Raw genomic sequence first — 16,970 nt, 5'->3', positions numbered from 1 at the left:
GATCCAGGAGGTTCGATGACCACCGTTGAGCGCCCGTTCGACCCCGCCGGCCAGCTGGGGCATCCGCTCGATCACGCCCCGTGGGCCTCGCTCACCGGGGCCCACGCCTATCTGGCCGAGGGCACGCAGCACGCGCTGCGCTACCCGCCCGACGTCTCTCCGTTCGTGGCGGTCGAGCCCTCGCCGGGGCCACAGGCCTGGCGTGACCTGGCCGAGCTGGCCGGGCCCGGCGCCACGGTCGCCCTCTCAGGGGATGCCGACCTGTTCGCCTCGGTGCCGGCCGACTGGGAGTTCGAGATGCGCGGAGAGGGGGTGCAACTGGTTGCTACCCCGGCTCTGCAGACGGCGCCCGACTCGGAGGCGGTGCGACTAGGAGAGGCTGACGTGCCGGAGATGCTCGACCTCGTCGCGCGTACCCAGCCCGGTCCCTTCCTGCCGGGCACCTACCTGCTCGGTACCTACCTCGGAATCCGTCGCGGGGGTGCGCTGGTGGCGATGGCCGGCGAGCGACTGCACCCGCCGGGCTGGACCGAGATCAGCGCGGTGTGCACCGATCCAGCGTTCCGCCGGCAGGGGCTGGCCGGGCGATTGGTGAGTGCGGTCGCGCACGGTATCCGGGAACGTGGCGAAACCCCGCTGCTGCACGCGGCGGCCGGCAACGTCGGGGCGATCCGGCTCTACCAGGCAATGGGTTTCGAACTGCGGCGGCGTACGGAGTTCGCCGCTCTTCGGGTTCCCGGCCCGGCACCCGAGTGAGGGTTCCCGCTCCGAGGCCCACAAACGTCTTTAGCTTGTGGGTTGTTTGAGGACGATTGGCGCGGCGGCTCAGCGAGCCACGTACAGTCGCACGGAGTCGGGAGAGGGAGTGATCTCGGTCGCGGGGGGCAGGACGGGGGCACTGCCGGGCGCGGGCGGGCGCGGCTCGGCGCTGTCCCAGAGCAGTTGGTACGAACTGAGCGGGGGTACGTCCGGCAGGATCACGGTGGGCGGTTGCACTGCCCCCGCGATCACCATCAGCAGCGAGCCCGTGGTCTCTGCGGGGCTGATCGGTGCCGGGGGTTCGGCGAACAGCACCTGCAGCATCCGGCGCTGCCCGTCGCCCCAGTGCGCCATCGTCATCTCGGTGCCGTCCTCGGCGAACCAGGCCACGTCGCGCAGACCGCTCGGGCCGTGCTCGCCGGTGAAGAAGCGGGAGGGATGCACGGCGCCGAAGCGCTGCCGCAGCGAGATCAGGTGACGAGTGGTGGCGAGCAGGTCCTCCTGCCAGTTCTCCAGCTCCCAGTCCAGCCAGGAGACCGGGCCGTCCTGGGAGTAGGGGTTGTTGTTGCCGTTCTGGGTACGGCCGAACTCGTCGCCCGCCACCAGCATCGGCACGCCGGCCGAGAACAGCAGGGTGCCCAGGATGTTGCGGATGTTGCGGCGCCGGGCGGCCAGGATCACCGGGTCGTCGGTCGGGCCCTCGACGCCGTGGTTCCAGCTGCGGTTGTTGTCGGTGCCGTCGCGGTTGTCCTCGCCGTTGTCGTGGTTGTGCTTGACGTTGTAGGCGGTCAGGTCGGCCAGGGTCAGACCGTCGTGCGCGGTGACGAAGTTGACCGAGGCCAGCGGGCCGCGGGCGGCCGCGAAGGTGTCGGCCGAGCCGGCGATGCGGGTGCCGAGATCACGCAATCCGCCGGGCATCTCGCCCTTGGCCACCCGGGCGCCCGAGGTCAGCCAGAAGTCGCGCACGTCGTCGCGGTAGCGGTCGTTCCACTCGGCGAACGGGGGTGGGAACTGGCCGGTGCGCCAGCCGTCGGGACCCACGTCCCACGGCTCGGCGATCAGCTTGGCCCCGGCCAGCACCGGGTCGACCCGCATGGCCACCAGCATCGGGTGGTCGGCGTGGAACTCGTTGCGGCCCCGGGCGAGGGTGGGGGCCAGGTCGAAACGGAAGCCGTCCACGTCCATCTCCTGCACCCAGTAGCGCAGTGAGTCAAGCACCAGCTGCACCACCCGGGTCTGGGTGGCGTCGAGCGAGTTGCCACAGCCGGTGAAGTCGACGTCGCGGCCGTCACCGTCGAGCCGGTAGTAGGTGGCCGCGTCCAGCCCGCGCCAGGACAGCGTGGGGCCGGTGACGCCGGCCTCGCAGGTGTGGTTGTAGACGACGTCGAGCAGCACCTCGAGCCCGGCCTGGTGCAGGTCCTGCACCATCTGCCGGAACTCGGCGACCACCAGGGCCGGGTCGTCGGTGGCGGCGTACAGCGGGTTCGGGGCGAAGAAGCCCAGGGTGTTGTAGCCCCAGTAGTTGACCAGGCCGCGGGCTTCCAGGTGGGCCTCGGACTGGCTGGCGTGCACCGGCAGGAGTTCGAGGGCGGTGATGCCGAGCTTGTGCAGGTAGTCGATCGTGGCGGGGTGGGCGAGCCCGGCGTAGGTGCCGCGCAGGGCCTCGGGCACCCCTGGCAGGTTTTTCGTGAGGCCCCGCACGTGCGCCTCGTAGATCACCGTGCGCCCCCAGGGGATGCGCGGTTTGGTCGACGTGAGCTGCGTGGGTGCGGCGGTGACGAGGCCGTGCGCCGCGAAGGGGGCGGAGTCGCGATGGTCGGGGTTGCGATGGCTGCCGGTCAGGTCGGCGTTGACGTGGTGCCCGAAAAGCTCTGGACGCAGGCGCTTCGGGGGCACGATCGCCCGTGCGTACGGATCGAGCAGCAGCTTGGCGGGGTTGTGCCGGTGCCCGCGCCGCGGATCCCACTCGCCGTGCACCCGGAAGCCGTAGCGCTGCCCGGTGGGCACGTCCGGGACGAAGCCGTGCCAGATGCCGTAGGTGCAGTTCGGCAGATCGATCCGCCGTTCGCTCCAGCGGCCCTCGGTGTTGACGTCCGGATCCAGCAGGCACAACTGCACGCGATCGGCGTGCGAGGCCATCACGGCCACGTCGATGCCGCCCTCGCGCGGATGCACACCGAGGGGATAGGGAAGAGACCTGCCGGAAGCCACCGGACCAGTCTGCCGGAACGGCGTGTGAGCGCACGGCTACGGCGCCCGCCGGTCTGCTCAGCAGCGCCGTCGAGCGGTGTCGCCGTCGCACGTACGGGTGAAAGGACTAGGGTCTGGGACATGACCGATCCCACGTCGCTGCCCTCCTTCCCGCCCCCGCCGGACGAGCACCCGCTGCGTGGCAAGGTGCTGGACGCCATGATCGACGAGGGGCACCAGCCCCGGATCGACGAGGACGGTGACGTCGCCGTCTCGATCCAGGAGCAGATGCTGTTCGTGCGCTGCCTGGACACCCAGCCGCCGATGATGCGGGTGTTCGGCCAGTGGCTGCTGGACGACTCCCTGGCCGGTGACGAGATCACCCGGCTGCGCGCGGCGAACGCCGTCACCAGTGCGCTGAACCTGGTCAAGGTCACGGTGAACGCCGACCGGCTGGCGGTCGCGGTCGACCTGATCGTGGCCGACGGGATGGACCTGGGCCCGCTGCTCACCGCCACGCTCGAGGCGGTGCTGGGCTCGGTGCGCACCTGGCACCAGACCGTCCAGCAGCTCCTCGAGCCCGGCGACGGCGCCTGAGACCAGCGCCTTTCGATCGCTGCCGGGATCCGGGCGAGGCGTCCTGCGGTGCTGCCTCGCCCGGGCCGGGCGGATAGAGTCGGTGTTTTCCGGGCATTCCGGGTCGGCCGGCGGTGGGTGAGGGGGAGTGGCGACGTGACGGAGTTCGTGCGCCTGGAGGTCGAGGAGTCGATCGCGACCATCCGCCTGGACCGGCCGAAGATGAACGCGCTGAACGGGCAGATGCTCGAGGGCATCCGCGTGGCGGCGGAGGAGGCGTCCCGGCGGGCCGATGTGGCCGCAGTCGTGGTGTACGGCGGGGAGAAGGGTTTCGCCGCAGGTGCCGACATCAAAGAGATGCAGCAGATGACCTACGCCGAGGCCCTGGTGCACGCGGGGCGTCTGCAGCACGCCTTCGACCAGGTCGCGGCGATCCCGAAGCCCACGGTCGCCGCGGTCACCGGCTACGCGCTCGGGGGCGGCTGTGAACTCGCCCTGGCCTGCGACTTCCGGGTGGCGGCGGAGGACGTGCAGCTCGGTCAGCCCGAGGTGCTGCTGGGCCTGGTCCCGGGGGCGGGCGGAACTCAGCGCCTGCCCCGGCTGATCGGCCCCTCCCGGGCGAAGGACCTGATCTTCACCGGGCGTTTCGTGGACGCGGCCGAGGCCCTGGCCCTCGGGCTGGTGGACGAGGTGGTCCCGGCCGGGCAGGTGTACCAGGCCGCCCGCAGCCGGATGTCGAAGTACGTGGGCGCCGCGGGCCTTGCCCTGCGCGCCGCCAAAGAAGCCGTCGACCGGGGGCTGGAGACCGACCTGGCCACCGGTCAGAAGATCGAACAGGCGCTCTTCGCAGGCCTGTTCGCGACCGAGGACCGCACACTGGGCATCACCTCGTTCCTGGAGAACGGCCCGGGCAAGGCAGAATTCGAAGGACGTTGATGAGCAACGAGAAGGCGACCGGCAGCAGCTCCGACGGCGCGGGGGTGAACCGCCCCACCGGCTCGGAGGGTCCTGGTGCTGCCGGAACCCCTGGCGCCGGCAGCGCTGGTGGCACGGGTGGCACTGGTAGCAGGAACGGTGGATCGGCGGGCCGTCCGGGCAAGGCTCCGGTGCGTAAGGCGCAGGCCGGCCGGGGAGCTGCCCGGAAGGCGGCCGGTGAGGCCACCCCGCAGTCGTCGCCCCGCAAGCCCACGTCCAAGCGGGCGCCGGCCCGCAAGACCACCCCGCGTAAGTCGGCCAGTGCGTCGGTGACCCCGGCCGATGTTGCGGGTCTGAGCTCCTCGGCGGGGGCGGCTGCTGCTGGGAAGGTTCCGGATGCTGCTCCGGCGGGTGCTGCGGAACCTGCTCCGACCGGTGCTTCCAAGTCTGCTCCGACGGGTGCTTCTGAGTCTGCTCCTACGGGTGCTTCTGAGTCTGTCCCGCTCACGGCTTCCGGATCTGTTGCGGCAGAACCGGTGACCACACCCGCTGCGGCCGATGTCGCCGACCTGCTCGCCGAGACTCCTGCCGCTCCGGTCGCGCCTGCCCCTGAGGTGCCGGACCAGGTGCTGGCGCAGGTCGACGAGGTGCAGGCCCGGGAAGATGCGGCGACGAAAGAGGCTGCTGGCGAAGCTGATGCGGCGGGTGCAGGCCGACCGCAGGCCGGAAAGTTCGAGGCGGAAGAGCCCACAGCGCCGAATCCGACAGCGCCGAAGCCTGGTCGGCCCGTCGAGGTGAACGAGGTATCAGAAGAGTCCGCCTCTCCCACAACCGTTTCTGGGCCGGCCGACACGCCTTCTGCGGCCGGTGATGCTGAGCCGGCTCCCGCCGCCGAGGTGGTGGCGGAGGAGGAGCCGGCCAGCGACTCGGCGGCGCGCCCCAAGAGCGGCGCGGGCACTGAAGGAGCGGAAACGGCCGTCTCGGAGAGCGTGAGTGGTTCGGCTGCGCTGGGCGACAAGTCCACGGTGACTGGGTCGAGCGACGCCGGGAGTTCGGCCGGGACCAGCAACGCGGTCGGGTCGAGCGGCGCGGTGGGGGTCGGCGAGGCGCCCGCGACAAGCGGTGCGGCGAAGTCGGCCGGGGTTGCTGAGGTGACCGAAACGCCCGTGGTGACTGACACATCCACGGAGGCCACCGACGTCCCCAAAAAGAAGACACCCCCGGCGGTTTCCGCGGCGGCCACCCTCCCCGGAGCGAAAGGCTCGCAGGGGGCGGGGTACGCGAGGGACAGGTTCGCGATGATGGTGGGGGCGCGGGTGCTCCGTAAGGAGAAGCTGCCCTACGCCAACGCGCTGGAAATCGGTGCGGGGGCTACTTTCGGCTTCTCGTTGGGGCTTCTGCAGTCCGGTGTGGTGGGGCGGCTGTGGATCAGCGACCTCGCCACGTCGGCCCTGGTTGCTGCCCGGCGTCGTTCCGAGCAGTACGGGCTGCGGATCCAGGGGGACGAGCTGGCCGACCCGGAGCTGCTTCCCTTCCCCGACGGCAAGTTCGATCTGGTGGTGGCGCATGCGCTGCTACACCGGCGGATGGATCCGGCGAGCACGCTGACCGAGATGCTGCGGGTGCTGAAGCCCGGCGGGCGGTTCGTGATCACGGGGGAGTCGACTCGCGCGAAGGACTGGGCGTCGCCGGGGTTCGCCCGGGCGCAGGGGAGCGTCGGGCGTGTGGGCATGTCTCGGGCGGGGAAGGCGCGCACCCGGCTGCCGGAGCGGCTTCGTGCCCTGACCGGTGCGCCAGATGCCCCGGTGCCCGTACCTGACCAGCTGCAGGCGCTCGCCGCGGAGGCGGGGGCCCGCGAGGTGAAGGTGAAGCCCGAGGAGCTGCTGGCCACGGTTCTGCCCTACCCCGGCGCGGAGCCTGCTCCGGTGGTCGTGCGCTCCCGGCAGCGCCTGTCCATGGTCGACCGGAAGCTGTCGCAGGTGCTTCCTCCGTCGGCGTTCCCGACCGTGGGGATTACCGGCATTCGCTGACAAGCGGTACGTCCTGGGTCAAAGGCGCAGGGTGGCTCAACTGGGTGGGGTGGCCTGCCGACAGAACAGCCGTGAGCCAGCACCCTGCCGAGGAACCCAGGACGGACCAGCAGCCCGCCGAACTACCCAGGGAGCACGGACGCACCCTGGTGATGCCGGTGCGGCCAGGGGTGATCCCGCCCAGTGTGCTCCGGGCGGACGGCCCTCCGCCGGAGGTGTTGCGGCAGTGGAGTGATGCCTTGGCGGCGGCGGGGCTGTACGCGGAGGCGCTGGACGTCCACCCGACGCTGGAGCGGGTGGACATCGTGCGTCAGGCAGAACTGGCAGTGCTGGCCGGGATTCACCCGAAGGCGCTGGAACTGCTGCAGGAGCTGCGCGAGGCCAAGTCTGAGCGCACACGTCGGACGGTGACCCCCCTGAAGAAGGAGGGCAGCCCCTGGCTGGAACTGCTTTCCCGGGTAGCCGAACTCCTGGCCGGCACGGGCGATCTGGCTGCAGTGCAGGAGGCTGCCCAGAGGGCGCAGCCTTCCGCGGGGCTGGACTGGATCGTCGCGTTGGCCGCGGTGTCGGTGGGGGATCTCCTGACCGCCGCGCCGCTGGCCCGTTCCGCCCGGGAGGGTGGCTGCCGGGACCTGCGCATGCTGACCATTGCCGCGGCCGACGACGCGCGTCAGGGGAACTACCGCCAGGCCCTGGATCTCACGGGGCAGGCACAGCGGATCGCCCTGCCGGACGAGGATCCGGCCGCGCTCACCGTGCATGTGCTGCAACGCTGCGGATTCGCAGCGGCAGCGCGCTCGCTGGCGATGGCCGGAGTGGGGGAGGCCACGCTGGCCCCGGCTTACCGGGCCGACTGGAAGGCTGCAGCGGCCGGCGCTGGTGGGGGTGGCATCGCCATGCTCGGGCAGCGGGTCAAAGCGCACGCCCGGCGCTCGGACCGCCGGATGGAAAAGCGGGCCCGTGAGGCCGAGGCCATGGCGACCTACGACCTGACCTGCCGGTGCTACGGCTCGGGGGGCTGGATCGGCGAAGGGCGGCACTTCTACCTGCAGCACCACCTGCACGAGTTGCTGCCCGCGCCGGTGGCCGGCCTGAACGCTCGGCTGATGATCTGCCGGGCCACCAGCCTGACCTTCCTGGACCTCCTCGCCCGGGCGATCACGCTGCCGGTGCCCTCCAGCCCGCCGAGCACGGTCGTGGCCTCGGACGGGAACGAGGAACGGCCCACTCCGGGCATGGGCGTGAGCCTCGGACTGGCCCTTCCGGCCTGAATAAAGACATGTCCTTGTGAGTTAATTCACGGGCCGGTGGTCAAAGAGCCCGTCGGTCGTGAGTAGCGTGTGCACCCAGCGGCCCAGGAGTGGCTCCGCCGAACCCGGATGAGAAACTGGAACCCTGGTAAGCGGATGGTCAGTAAGCCACCTTCTGGCAGATTCCCCGCAAGCACGCGAAGACTCGAGAGGCGCTCATGAACATCGTGGTCTGTGTGAAGTACGTACCGGACGCCCAGGCCGACCGGACCTTCTCGCCGGACGACAACACGACCGACCGCACCGGCGTCGACGGTCTGCTCTCCGAGCTCGACGAGTACCCGGTGGAGGAGGCCCTGAAGCTGGCCGAGGCCACCGACGGCAAGGTGATCGCGCTCACCGTCGGTCCCGACGACGCCAGTGACGCCGTGCGCAAGGCCCTGCAGATGGGCGCGCACGAGGGCGTGCACGTGCTGGACGACGCGATCCACGGCTCCGACGCCCTGGCCACGTCCAAGATCCTCGCCGCGGCCCTCGGCAAGCTCGAGTTCGACCTGGTCCTGACCGGCCTGGCCTCCACCGACGGCTCGATGGGCGTGGTCCCGGCGATGCTCGCCGAGCGGCTCGGCCTGCCCCAGGTCACGCTGGCCAGCGAGCTCACCGTGGCCGACGGCAAGGCCACGATCCGCCGCGACAACGACGCGAACACCGAGATCGTCGAGGCCTCGCTGCCCGCCGTGGTCAGCGTCACCGACCAGATCAACGACCCGCGTTTCCCGTCGTTCAAGGGGATCATGGCGGCCAAGAAGAAGCCGGTGCAGACCTGGTCGCTGGCCGACCTGGGGCTGTCCGCCGACGAGGTGGGCCTGTCCGCGGCCTGGACGTCGGTCGCCGACGTCACCGCGCGCCCGCCCCGCACCGCCGGCCAGGTCGTCACCGACGAGGGCGACGGCGGCACCAAGCTCGTCGAGTTCCTCGCCGGCGCCAAGCTGGTCTGACCCCCCTCGCCGCAGAAAGGAAACCGCAGATGTCGCAGGTACTCGTGCTCGTCGACCACGTCGACGGCGCCGTCCGCAAGACCACCACCGAACTGCTCACCATCGCCGCCCGCCTGGGCGAGCCCGCCGCCGTCTTCATCGGCCAGGGGTACGACAACGCCGCCGCCACGCTCGCCGAGTACGGCGCGCAGACCGTCTACCAGGTCGAGGGCGAGGGCATCGAGGACTACCTGGTCGCGCCCAAGGCCGAGGCCCTGGCTGCCGTCGTGGCCCAGGTCGGCACCCCGGCCGCCGTGCTGCTGGCCAGCTCGGGCGAGAACAAGGAGATCGCCGGTCGGCTGGCCGTCAAGCTCGACTCCGGCCTGATCACCGACGCGGTCGACGTGCAGGCCGGTGAGGCCGGGCCGGTCACCACCCAGTCGGTGTTCGCGGCCGCCTTCGCGGTCACCGCCACCATCACCAAGGGTGTGCCGGTGATCACGGTCAAGCCGAACTCGGCCGAGCCGCAGACCGTCGCCGGGGTAACCCCCGCCGTGGTCAGCGTGCCCGTCACCGTCTCCGACGGGGCCAGGACCGCCCGGGTGGTCGAGCGCCGGACGAAGGAGAAGGGCGGCCGTCCCGAGCTCACCGAGGCCGCGATCGTGGTCTCCGGCGGGCGCGGCACCGACGGTGACTTCACCCCGGTCGAGAGCTTCGCCGACGCGCTCGGCGGGGCCGTCGGCGCCTCCCGGGCCGCGGTCGACGCGGGCTGGTACCCGCACAGCAGCCAGGTCGGCCAGACCGGTAAGCAGGTCTCGCCCACGCTCTACGTGGCCAGCGGGATCTCCGGCGCGATCCAGCACCGGGCCGGTATGCAGACCTCCAAGACGATCGTCGCGGTGAACAAGGACCCGGAGGCGCCGATCTTCGAGCTGGTCGACTTCGGCGTGGTCGGCGACCTGTTCAAGGTGCTGCCGCAGGCCACCGAAGAGGTGCTCAAGCGCAAGGGCTGAGACCCGGCGCACAGTGGCGGGGGTGGCTGCGGCCGCCCCCGCCTCAGGGTGTCCGCACCATGCCTACACTCGAACCCGTGACTTCCTACCTCGACCACGCGGCGACCACGCCGATGCTGCCCGAAGCGGTGGCCGCGATGGCCGAGGAGATGACCCACACCGGCAACGCCTCCTCCCTGCACTCCTCCGGCCGCCGCGCGCGTCGCGTGGTGGAGGAGGCGCGTGAGCAGCTCGGCGTCGCGCTCGGGGCCGGCCCCAGCGAGGTGGTCTTCACCGCCGGGGGCACCGAGTCCGACAATCTGGCGGTCAAGGGGCTGTACTGGGCCCGCCGGGCCGCCGACCCGCGGCGCCGCACCGTCGTGGCCTCCCCGATCGAGCACCACGCGGTGCTCGATCCGGTCGAGTGGCTGCACACCCACGAGCAGGCGGACGTGCGCTGGATGCCGGTCGACCGCGCCGGCCGCGTCGACCTGGACGGCCTGAAAGAGCTTTTGGACGATTGTCACGACTCGGTCGCGCTGGTCACCGTGATGTGGGCGAACAACGAGGTCGGCACGGTGCAGCCGATCGCCGAGATCGCGGAACTGGCCCACCGTCACGGCATTCCGGTGCACACCGACGCGATCCAGGCGGTGGGCCACCTGCCGGTCGACTTCACCGCCAGCGGGGTCGACTGCCTGAGCGTCAGCGGGCACAAGCTGGGCGGGCCGGTCTCCTCCGGCGCGCTGCTGGCCCGCCGGGGGCTGGACGTGGTGCCCGGTCTGCACGGCGGCGGGCAGGAGAGGGGCATTCGCTCCGGCACTCTCGACGTGGCTGCCCTGCGTGCCTTCGCCGTGGCCACCAGCCTGGCGGTGCAGGGACAGGAGGCCGAGGGGGAGCGGATCGCGGCGTTGCGCAACGATCTGGTCCGGGCCGTCTGGGAAGCCGTCCCGGATGCCGTCCTCAGTGGAGCCGTCCCGCGCGAACTGGCCGGTCTGGGACCGACGCTCGCACCCCCGTCCTCAGTTCCGGGTCTTTCGAGGCTGCCGGGCAACGCGCACTTCACGTTCCCCGGCTGCGAGGGCGACTCGCTGCTCTACCTGCTGGACGCCCGCGGGGTGGAATGTTCCACCGGTTCGGCCTGTCAGGCGGGAGTACCGCAGCCCAGTCACGTGTTGCTGGCCATGGGCGTACCCGAGACCACGGCCCGGGGCGCGCTCCGGTTCACCCTGGGGCACACCTCCACGGCGTCCGACGTCACCGCGCTGGCCCAGGCCATCGGCCCGGTGGTCGAGCGGGCCCGGGGCGCGGGGCTCAGTTCCGCGCCCGGAGTTTCCAAGCGTAAGCAGGCCGAAGAGGTAGGGCGATGAGAGTTCTGGCGGCGATGAGCGGTGGGGTCGACTCGGCCGTGGCCGCGGCCCGCGCGGTCGACGCCGGGCACGAGGTGGTCGGCGTGCACCTGGCGCTGGCCCGTAACCCCGAGACGCTGCGCGCCGGGGCCCGCGGCTGCTGCACCATCGAGGACTCGGGGGACGCCCGCCGGGTCGCCGACGTGCTCGGGATCCCGTTCTACATCTGGGATCTGGCCGAGCGGTTCCAGCAGGACGTGATCGAGGACTTCGTCGCCGAATACCGGGCCGGCCGAACGCCGAACCCGTGCGTGCGCTGCAACCAGAAGATCAAGTTCGCCGCGCTGCTCGACAAGGCCGTCGCCCTCGGGTTCGACGCGGTCAGCACCGGGCACTACGCCCAGCTCGTCGACGGCCCGGACGGGCGCGAGCTGCACCGCGCGGTCGACGCCGGCAAGGACCAGTCGTACGTGCTCGCCGTGCTGGAGCCCGATCAGCTGGCCCGCTCGATGTTCCCGCTGGGCGACACCCTGAAGGAAGACGTGCGCCGCGAGGCGGCCGAGCGTGGGCTGCGGGTGGCCAAGAAGCCCGACAGCCACGACATCTGCTTCATCTCCGACGGCGACACCCAGGGGTTCCTGGCCAAGCACCTCGGTGAGCAGCCGGGCCGGATCGTGGACAGCAACGGCGAAACGCTCGGCGAGCACTCCGGCGCCTACGGTTTCACCGTCGGCCAGCGCAAGGGCCTGGCCCTCGGGCGGCCCGCGGCCGACGGCCGGCCGCGTTACGTGCTCTCGATCGAGCCGGTGTCCAACACCGTGGTCGTGGGGTCGGTCGAAGAGCTGAAGGTCAGCACGATCACCGGCGCCGAGGCCACCTGGTGCGCCCCAGTGCCCGAGCCCGGGGCCGAGCTGATCGTGCAGGTGCGGGCTCACGGCCGGGCCGTGCCCGCCCGTCTGGTGAAGGCCGGAGGGCCGGAGGCCGGGCCGGTGCAGACGCTGCCCGCAACCGTCGACGTGGAGCTCATCGAGCCGATCGCGGGGGTGGCCACCGGGCAGACGCTGGTGCTGTACCGGGGCACTCAGGTGATCGGATCGTCCACCATCAGCGCCACCAGCTGAACCGACTGCTCCGAACCTTGACCCGGGTGCGCCGCTCGCGGGACGTGCTGCTGGCCGTGGTCCTGACCGTGGCCTCGCTGGTGCCCGGCAACGGCACGTTCGGGGTGGCGCTGGGCAACCAGGACCTGCGTGACCAGGACGCCGACCCGCTCTCGTTCTTCCTGATCCTGGCCCAGTGCCTGCCGCTCGCGCTGCGGCACCGCCGGCCCGGCCTGTGCCTGGCCCTGGTCGGTCCGGCGGTCGGCATCTACCAGTTGCTCGGCTATCAGCCCACGTCGGCCGGGCTCAGTCTGTACGTGGCGCTCTACAGTGCCGGTGCCCACCTGGCCCGACGCCGGGCCCTGGTGGCGGCTGCGGCCGTCGCGGGCTACGTGGTCGTCGCCGTGGCCATGCAGCACACCCCCTACGCCGAGCGCCCGGTCGACTCGCTCACCTTCTTCGTGGCCCTGTCACTGTTCTGGGTGGTCGGCGAGGGCCTGCGGGCGCGCGCCCGGGCCGAGGCCGAGCGCCGCGTCGCGCTGGAGAGAGAAGCGGTGGCGGCCGAACGGGCCCGGATCGCCCGCGAACTGCACGACGTGGTGACCCATCACGTCACGGCCATGGTGGTGCAGTCCGAGGCCCTGCCCTTCCTCCTGCCCGACCGGCCTGACGGCGTGCGCGACGGCCTGGCCACGATCAGCCGCACCGGCCGCTCGGCGATGACCGACCTGCGTGAACTGCTCGACGTCCTGCACGATCCGGGCACACCGCCGGGAGAGGAGGCCGACCGCACCCCGGCCCACGAACCCCTGGAAACCCTGATCGAGCGAGCCCGTTCCGCCGGCCAGACCATCGAGTTCACCCACCAGGGCGACACCGACCCCTTGCCGACCGGCCTGACCCTCGCCCTGCACCGCGTAGTTCAGGAAGCTCTGACCAACGCGCTGAAACACGCCCCCGGCTGCCCGATTTCCGTCACCCTCGCCCAGACCTCCGACGCCGTGCAGGTCGACATCGTCACTGCTGCTTCTTCGGCCAAGGCCGCCCCACGCCGTCCCTGGGCCCGATCCGGCAGGGGTATCAACGGGATGCGTGACCGGGTGACGGCCTTCGGGGGTGAGCTGACGGCTGGACCGGAACCGGACGGAAGCTTCGTGGTCCGAGCCCGGTTGCCACGCAAGCTGACTGTCTGAGCCTCCAACACCCGCCCTGACTCACTCAGCCGGTGGCTGCATGAGCCAGAACCGGCTGCCCTGGGTGTCGCGGATCGAGGCCATCCGGCCGAAGGGGCTCTCGAAGTCGCGCTGGGTGATCTGCCCGCCCGTGGACTCGACGAAGTCCAGCGCCGCGGTGATGTCGCGGATCTGAAAGTAGTTGAGCCAGTAGGGGGCGGATTCGGTGTCGCCCATCATCGGGCCCATGCCGCCCAGCGGCCATTCCTCGTCTGGGTGCGAGAAGGTCTGGTAGCTGTCGTCCGGTTCCATCTCCGGGGGGAGCGCTTCGTTGCGGAAGCCGAAAAGCTTGACGTAGAACTCCCGGGCTACGGTCGGATCCGGTGTGCGTAGGTCGTCCCAGACGAACGAGCCCGAGTCCTGGACGTGGGCCGCGCCGATCGAGTCCCCGGCCTGCCAGAGGCCGAAGGGGGCGCCGGTCGGGTCGCAGACCACGGCCCGGTGCCCGCGCGTGCCCGAGGCTCGGGGCGGCAGGAGAACCTGTCCATCGTTCGCCTGCACGGCCTCGACGGTGGCGTTCAGGTTGTCGGTGGCGAAGTAGGTCAGCCAGCCGGTCGGCCGTCCGGTCTCCTCGCTGGGGCTGCGCAGGATGTCCTCGTGGATCTCGGTGATCCCGGCCGCCTCCACCCCGTCCACCGTGGCCAGCACGAGCGAGTGGTCGGACGGGGAACGCTCGAACGACCACCCCAGCAGCGGTCCGTAGAAGGCCTTCGCCTCCTCCACGTCCTCCACCGTGAGCTCGGTCCAGCACGGTGTGCCCGCGCGCCAGCGTTCGGTACGAATTCCCACGTGCGCCTCCAGAATGCCTGGCGCCACTGCGGACGCCCCCGTGAAGCCCGCCGCGTTCCTGCCGGCGTCCGGCCGAAGCATGCGGATAGTAATCGCTGGCTCACGGTACTGCGGACCTCCGTAAGGCTCCAGGCTCGCGGGGGAGCCTGTCGTACGGTGGGAGCCGGATCGGAGGTATGCCATGGATGATCAGGACACCGACGATGAGCGTGTACGAGCCCGTCGGCGGGCCAAACGCTCCGGGGTGAGCCAGGTGGGGGAGACGCCGGCCTCCGAAGGACGCACGGTGTATCCGCGTGGCGCTGACCCCGGGCGTCAGGCCTTCGTGGAGCAACGCGAGCGGCGCCGGTTCGCCGAACGGCTGAGCGACACCGAGTTGGCTTCCCAATTGCCGGACGGCCGGGCGGAGCATCTGGTGAGGCGATTCCCTCCGCTCCAGGCTGCCGCCGGGTTGCAGCTGTACGCCGGGGATGGCCGGCAGGCGCTTCTGAGTGCGCTCTATCAAGCAGTCATGCAGCGCGCACCGGAACTCGTGCCTACCCCGCAAGATCTGGCGGAGGCGGCTGAGCTGGGCGAGGAGTCGGTGATCGATCTGCTGCTGGCCGAGGTCGACCGCGACATCAGGCTGCTGCTCGATGAACCGCCGGAACGACTTTGGGCCTTACTGGGGCTGGGGCTGGAAGGGGCGCCAGTAGCGGGGGTAAGGCAGATTCTCGACGCTTTGCTCACGATTGCCGACGACGGCCACGCACCCGGCACACGGGTCCGGATGCTCACTGGGCCAGTGGCCGGGCGCATTGCCACGGTCGTCAGCGTGGTGTGGGGTTCGTCCGGCCCACCGGTCGCCTATCGAACCAAGGACGAGGTGGCCGGCGGGGAGTTCGGTGCGGCTACGGGGGACCTGGCTGTGTTAGCCGGGCAGGAGTGCCTCGGGCGCTAAGAGCATCTCCAACAACGGACGGGTGCCGCGCCTCCGGGGGCAGCGGCGGCTCGGGTGCCGGTGGAGCTCGGTGACGCTGTGCACGGGCGCACCGTAGGCTCGGGGCGTGTCGTCGTCCTCTTTCCTGCATCTGCCCGGTGACCTCCCTCTTGACGGGCCCGCCGCGCCGGAGAACGAGCTGAAGATCGGGCCGGCCGCGGCCACCGGCATCGGCTCCTGGCCCGGCACCGACGTCGTCGACACCATGCGCACCACCTTCGGCGAGCTCGGCGAACCGCCTGCGGTGCCCTACCTGCCGGAGCTGCCCGCCCGCGGGCCCGGGGCGGACATGATCGGCCGTGGGGCCGGGCTTCTCGTCGACCTGCCCGTCGACCTGCAGCCCTCCGGCTGGCGCCTGGTCGACCACCCCGGCCGCGACCACAACCGCATCCGGGCCTGGCTGCGTCAGGACCTGGACGTGCTCGCCGAGATCGCCGAGGGCTACCAGGGGCCGCTCAAGCTGCAGGTCACCGGCCCGTGGACGCTGGCCGCGAGCCTCTGGCTGGCTCGTCTGGAGCGGGTGGTGGTCGATCCCGGCGCCTGCCGCGACCTGGTCGCCTCCCTGGCCGAGGGGGTCCGCCAGCACCTCGAGGAGGTGGCCCGGCTGGTGCCCGGCGCCCAGCTGATCCTGCAGGTCGACGAGCCGGGCGTGCAGGCGGTGCTGGCCGGCGCCCTGCCCACCGCCAGCGGCTTCGGCCGGCTGCGGGCGATCGATGAGCCGATCGTCGTGGAAGGTCTGCAGACCGTGTTGGAAGCCGCGCGTTCCGCAGGGGCGGTGCGCACCGTCGTCCACAGTTGTGCCTCCAAGCCACCGGTCGACGTGCTCCTGCGCACCGGTGCCGATGCGCTCTCCCTGGACATCTCGCAGCTCGGAACGCAGCGCTGGGAGCAGATGGCCGAGGCCACCGAGAACGGCACCGCCCTGTGGGCCGGGGCCGTTCCGACCGCTGCCGACACCCGTCCCCAGGCGGTTGCCGACGCGATCTGGACGCCCTGGCGCAAGCTCGGCCTGGCTCCGAAGAGCGCAGCCGACGTGGTCGTCACCCCGACCTGTGGCCTCGCCGGGTCTTCGCCGGCGCAGGCCCGTGCTGCCCTGAAGATCGCCCGCGAGGCGGCGCGGATCCTGGCCGACCGGGCCTACGACGCATGAGGGGCAGGAACGGACATGAGTGAACCGGTCCGGTGGCAGGGCGAGGCCGATCGGCTGGCCGCGGCGGCCAATGCCGACGGCACCCCGACCCGTTGGTTCGAGGAGCTCTACCGGGCCGCCGCCGACGGCGAGGTGACCAGACCCTGGCCCCGTGAGGAGCCGCATCCGGCGCTGACCGGGTGGTTCGGGGAACATTCGGTGGACGGGTCGGCCCAGGCGGTCGTGGTCGGCTGCGGGATGGGGGCGGACGCCGAGTACCTGGCCGCGCTGGGCCTGGCCACCACGGGTTTCGACATCTCGGAGACGGCGCTGCGGCTGTGCCGGGAGCGCTACCCCGCCTCCGCCGTGACCTACCGTCAGGCCGATCTGCTGCAGCTCGCACCCGATCTGGTCGGCGCGTTCGACCTGGTGGTGGAGATCTACACCGTGCAGGCCATGTCCCGGTCGGTGCGTGAGCGCGCGGTCTCGGGGGTCTCGTCGCTGGTGGCGCCGGGCGGCACGTTGCTGGTGATCACGTTCGTGCTCGGTCACGGCGCTGACCCGGAAGAGGGACCGCCGTGGCCCCTCACCGAGGCTGAGCTGCGCTCGTTCGCGGGCGGGGATCTGCGGTTGTCGAACCTGACCGGGCACGGGCCGGAGCAGCTGGCCGAGTTCCACCGGCCGGCCTGAGCGCTCGCCGCGG

At 71.3% G+C, this 16,970-nt stretch carries 15 protein-coding genes; 13 read left to right on the top strand and 2 right to left on the bottom strand.

Translation table 11 applies throughout. The annotated features are described in order from the left end of the window. The first annotated feature begins 15 nt into the window (after nt 1–15). A complete protein-coding gene (locus LWF15_RS16330; protein ID WP_232811681.1) occupies nt 16–756 on the top strand; it encodes a GNAT family N-acetyltransferase in 741 nt (246 codons plus the stop codon). Nucleotides 757–825: 69 nt separating this feature from the next. Here LWF15_RS16330 and glgX read toward each other — a convergent pair whose 3' ends face one another. After that, nucleotides 826–2,970, bottom strand: a complete 2,145-nt coding sequence (gene glgX, locus LWF15_RS16325) for a glycogen debranching protein GlgX (protein ID WP_332879911.1) — start codon at nt 2,968–2,970, stop codon at nt 826–828. A gap of 120 nt (nt 2,971–3,090) precedes the next feature. Here glgX and LWF15_RS16320 point away from each other — a divergent pair, with 120 nt between their 5' ends. From LWF15_RS16320 to LWF15_RS16280, 9 genes are all read left to right on the top strand, one after another. Beyond that, nucleotides 3,091–3,546, top strand: a complete 456-nt coding sequence (locus tag LWF15_RS16320) for a T3SS (YopN, CesT) and YbjN peptide-binding chaperone 1 (RefSeq protein ID WP_232811679.1) — start codon at nt 3,091–3,093, stop codon at nt 3,544–3,546. Nucleotides 3,547–3,681: 135 nt separating this feature from the next. Next, a complete protein-coding gene (locus LWF15_RS16315; RefSeq protein WP_232811678.1) occupies nt 3,682–4,461 on the top strand; it encodes an enoyl-CoA hydratase/isomerase family protein in 780 nt (259 codons plus the stop codon). 605 nt (nt 4,462–5,066) lie between these two features. Beyond that, complete coding sequence (locus LWF15_RS16310; protein ID WP_232811677.1) at nt 5,067–6,470, top strand: class I SAM-dependent methyltransferase; 1,404 nt, start codon at nt 5,067–5,069, stop codon at nt 6,468–6,470. Between the two features lie 71 nt (nt 6,471–6,541). Next, nucleotides 6,542–7,741 (top strand): hypothetical protein, encoded by a 1,200-nt coding sequence (locus LWF15_RS16305; RefSeq protein WP_232811676.1) that lies wholly within the window; start codon nt 6,542–6,544, stop codon nt 7,739–7,741. A 197-nt stretch (nt 7,742–7,938) separates the two neighbouring features. Then, on the top strand, nt 7,939–8,718 hold the full coding sequence (locus LWF15_RS16300) for an electron transfer flavoprotein subunit beta/FixA family protein (RefSeq protein ID WP_232811675.1): 780 nt from the start codon (nt 7,939–7,941) through the stop codon (nt 8,716–8,718). Between the two features lie 29 nt (nt 8,719–8,747). Then, nucleotides 8,748–9,710: an electron transfer flavoprotein subunit alpha/FixB family protein gene (locus LWF15_RS16295; protein WP_232811674.1), complete on the top strand. Its 963-nt coding sequence runs from the start codon at nt 8,748–8,750 to the stop codon at nt 9,708–9,710. Between the two features lie 77 nt (nt 9,711–9,787). Further along, on the top strand, nt 9,788–11,059 hold the full coding sequence (locus LWF15_RS16290; RefSeq protein ID WP_232811673.1) for a cysteine desulfurase family protein: 1,272 nt from the start codon (nt 9,788–9,790) through the stop codon (nt 11,057–11,059). Next, nucleotides 11,056–12,159 (top strand): tRNA 2-thiouridine(34) synthase MnmA, encoded by a 1,104-nt coding sequence (gene mnmA / locus LWF15_RS16285; protein ID WP_232811672.1) that lies wholly within the window; start codon nt 11,056–11,058, stop codon nt 12,157–12,159. The genes LWF15_RS16290 and mnmA overlap by 4 nt, the downstream gene beginning before the upstream one ends. Nucleotides 12,160–12,185: 26 nt before the next feature. Beyond that, the gene (locus LWF15_RS16280; RefSeq protein WP_232811671.1) at nt 12,186–13,331 is read left to right on the top strand and encodes a sensor histidine kinase; all 1,146 of its coding nucleotides are present in this window, start codon (nt 12,186–12,188) and stop codon (nt 13,329–13,331) included. Nucleotides 13,332–13,352: 21 nt separating this feature from the next. Here the strand turns inward: LWF15_RS16280 and LWF15_RS16275 are convergent, their stop codons facing one another. Further along, on the bottom strand, nt 13,353–14,159 hold the full coding sequence (locus LWF15_RS16275; protein WP_232811670.1) for a VOC family protein: 807 nt from the start codon (nt 14,157–14,159) through the stop codon (nt 13,353–13,355). Nucleotides 14,160–14,340: 181 nt separating this feature from the next. On the opposite strand from LWF15_RS16275, the gene LWF15_RS16270 reads away from it, so the two are divergent. The 3 genes from LWF15_RS16270 (at nt 14,341) to LWF15_RS16260 (ending at nt 16,957) form a co-directional block, all read left to right on the top strand. Further along, on the top strand, nt 14,341–15,099 hold the full coding sequence (locus LWF15_RS16270) for a hypothetical protein (protein WP_232811669.1): 759 nt from the start codon (nt 14,341–14,343) through the stop codon (nt 15,097–15,099). 178 nt (nt 15,100–15,277) lie between these two features. Further along, nucleotides 15,278–16,288, top strand: coding sequence for a uroporphyrinogen decarboxylase/cobalamine-independent methonine synthase family protein (locus LWF15_RS16265; protein ID WP_269810314.1), 1,011 nt, complete (start codon nt 15,278–15,280; stop codon nt 16,286–16,288). 15 nt (nt 16,289–16,303) lie between these two features. Further along, a complete protein-coding gene (locus tag LWF15_RS16260) occupies nt 16,304–16,957 on the top strand; it encodes a class I SAM-dependent methyltransferase (protein WP_232811667.1) in 654 nt (217 codons plus the stop codon). The last annotated feature ends 13 nt before the right edge of the window (nt 16,958–16,970 follow it).

This window comes from Kineosporia rhizophila, from assembly GCF_021277265.1.
In the GTDB taxonomy this organism is placed as follows: Bacteria; Actinomycetota; Actinomycetes; order Actinomycetales; family Kineosporiaceae; genus Kineosporia; species Kineosporia rhizophila.
This window is presented reverse-complemented; position numbering and strand designations above follow the sequence as displayed.

Excerpts from the sequence above, each read along its gene's own strand:
- LWF15_RS16330 (WP_232811681.1), top strand. The coding sequence starts at position 16 with ATGACCACCGTTGAGCGCCCGTTCGACCCCGCCGGCCAGCTGGGGCAT.
- LWF15_RS16320 (WP_232811679.1), top strand. The coding sequence starts at position 3,091 with ATGACCGATCCCACGTCGCTGCCCTCCTTCCCGCCCCCGCCGGACGAG.
- LWF15_RS16300 (WP_232811675.1), top strand. The coding sequence starts at position 7,939 with ATGAACATCGTGGTCTGTGTGAAGTACGTACCGGACGCCCAGGCCGAC.
- LWF15_RS16295 (WP_232811674.1), top strand. The coding sequence starts at position 8,748 with ATGTCGCAGGTACTCGTGCTCGTCGACCACGTCGACGGCGCCGTCCGC.
- mnmA (WP_232811672.1), top strand. The coding sequence starts at position 11,056 with ATGAGAGTTCTGGCGGCGATGAGCGGTGGGGTCGACTCGGCCGTGGCC.
- LWF15_RS16270 (WP_232811669.1), top strand. The coding sequence starts at position 14,341 with ATGGATGATCAGGACACCGACGATGAGCGTGTACGAGCCCGTCGGCGG.
- LWF15_RS16260 (WP_232811667.1), top strand. The coding sequence starts at position 16,304 with ATGAGTGAACCGGTCCGGTGGCAGGGCGAGGCCGATCGGCTGGCCGCG.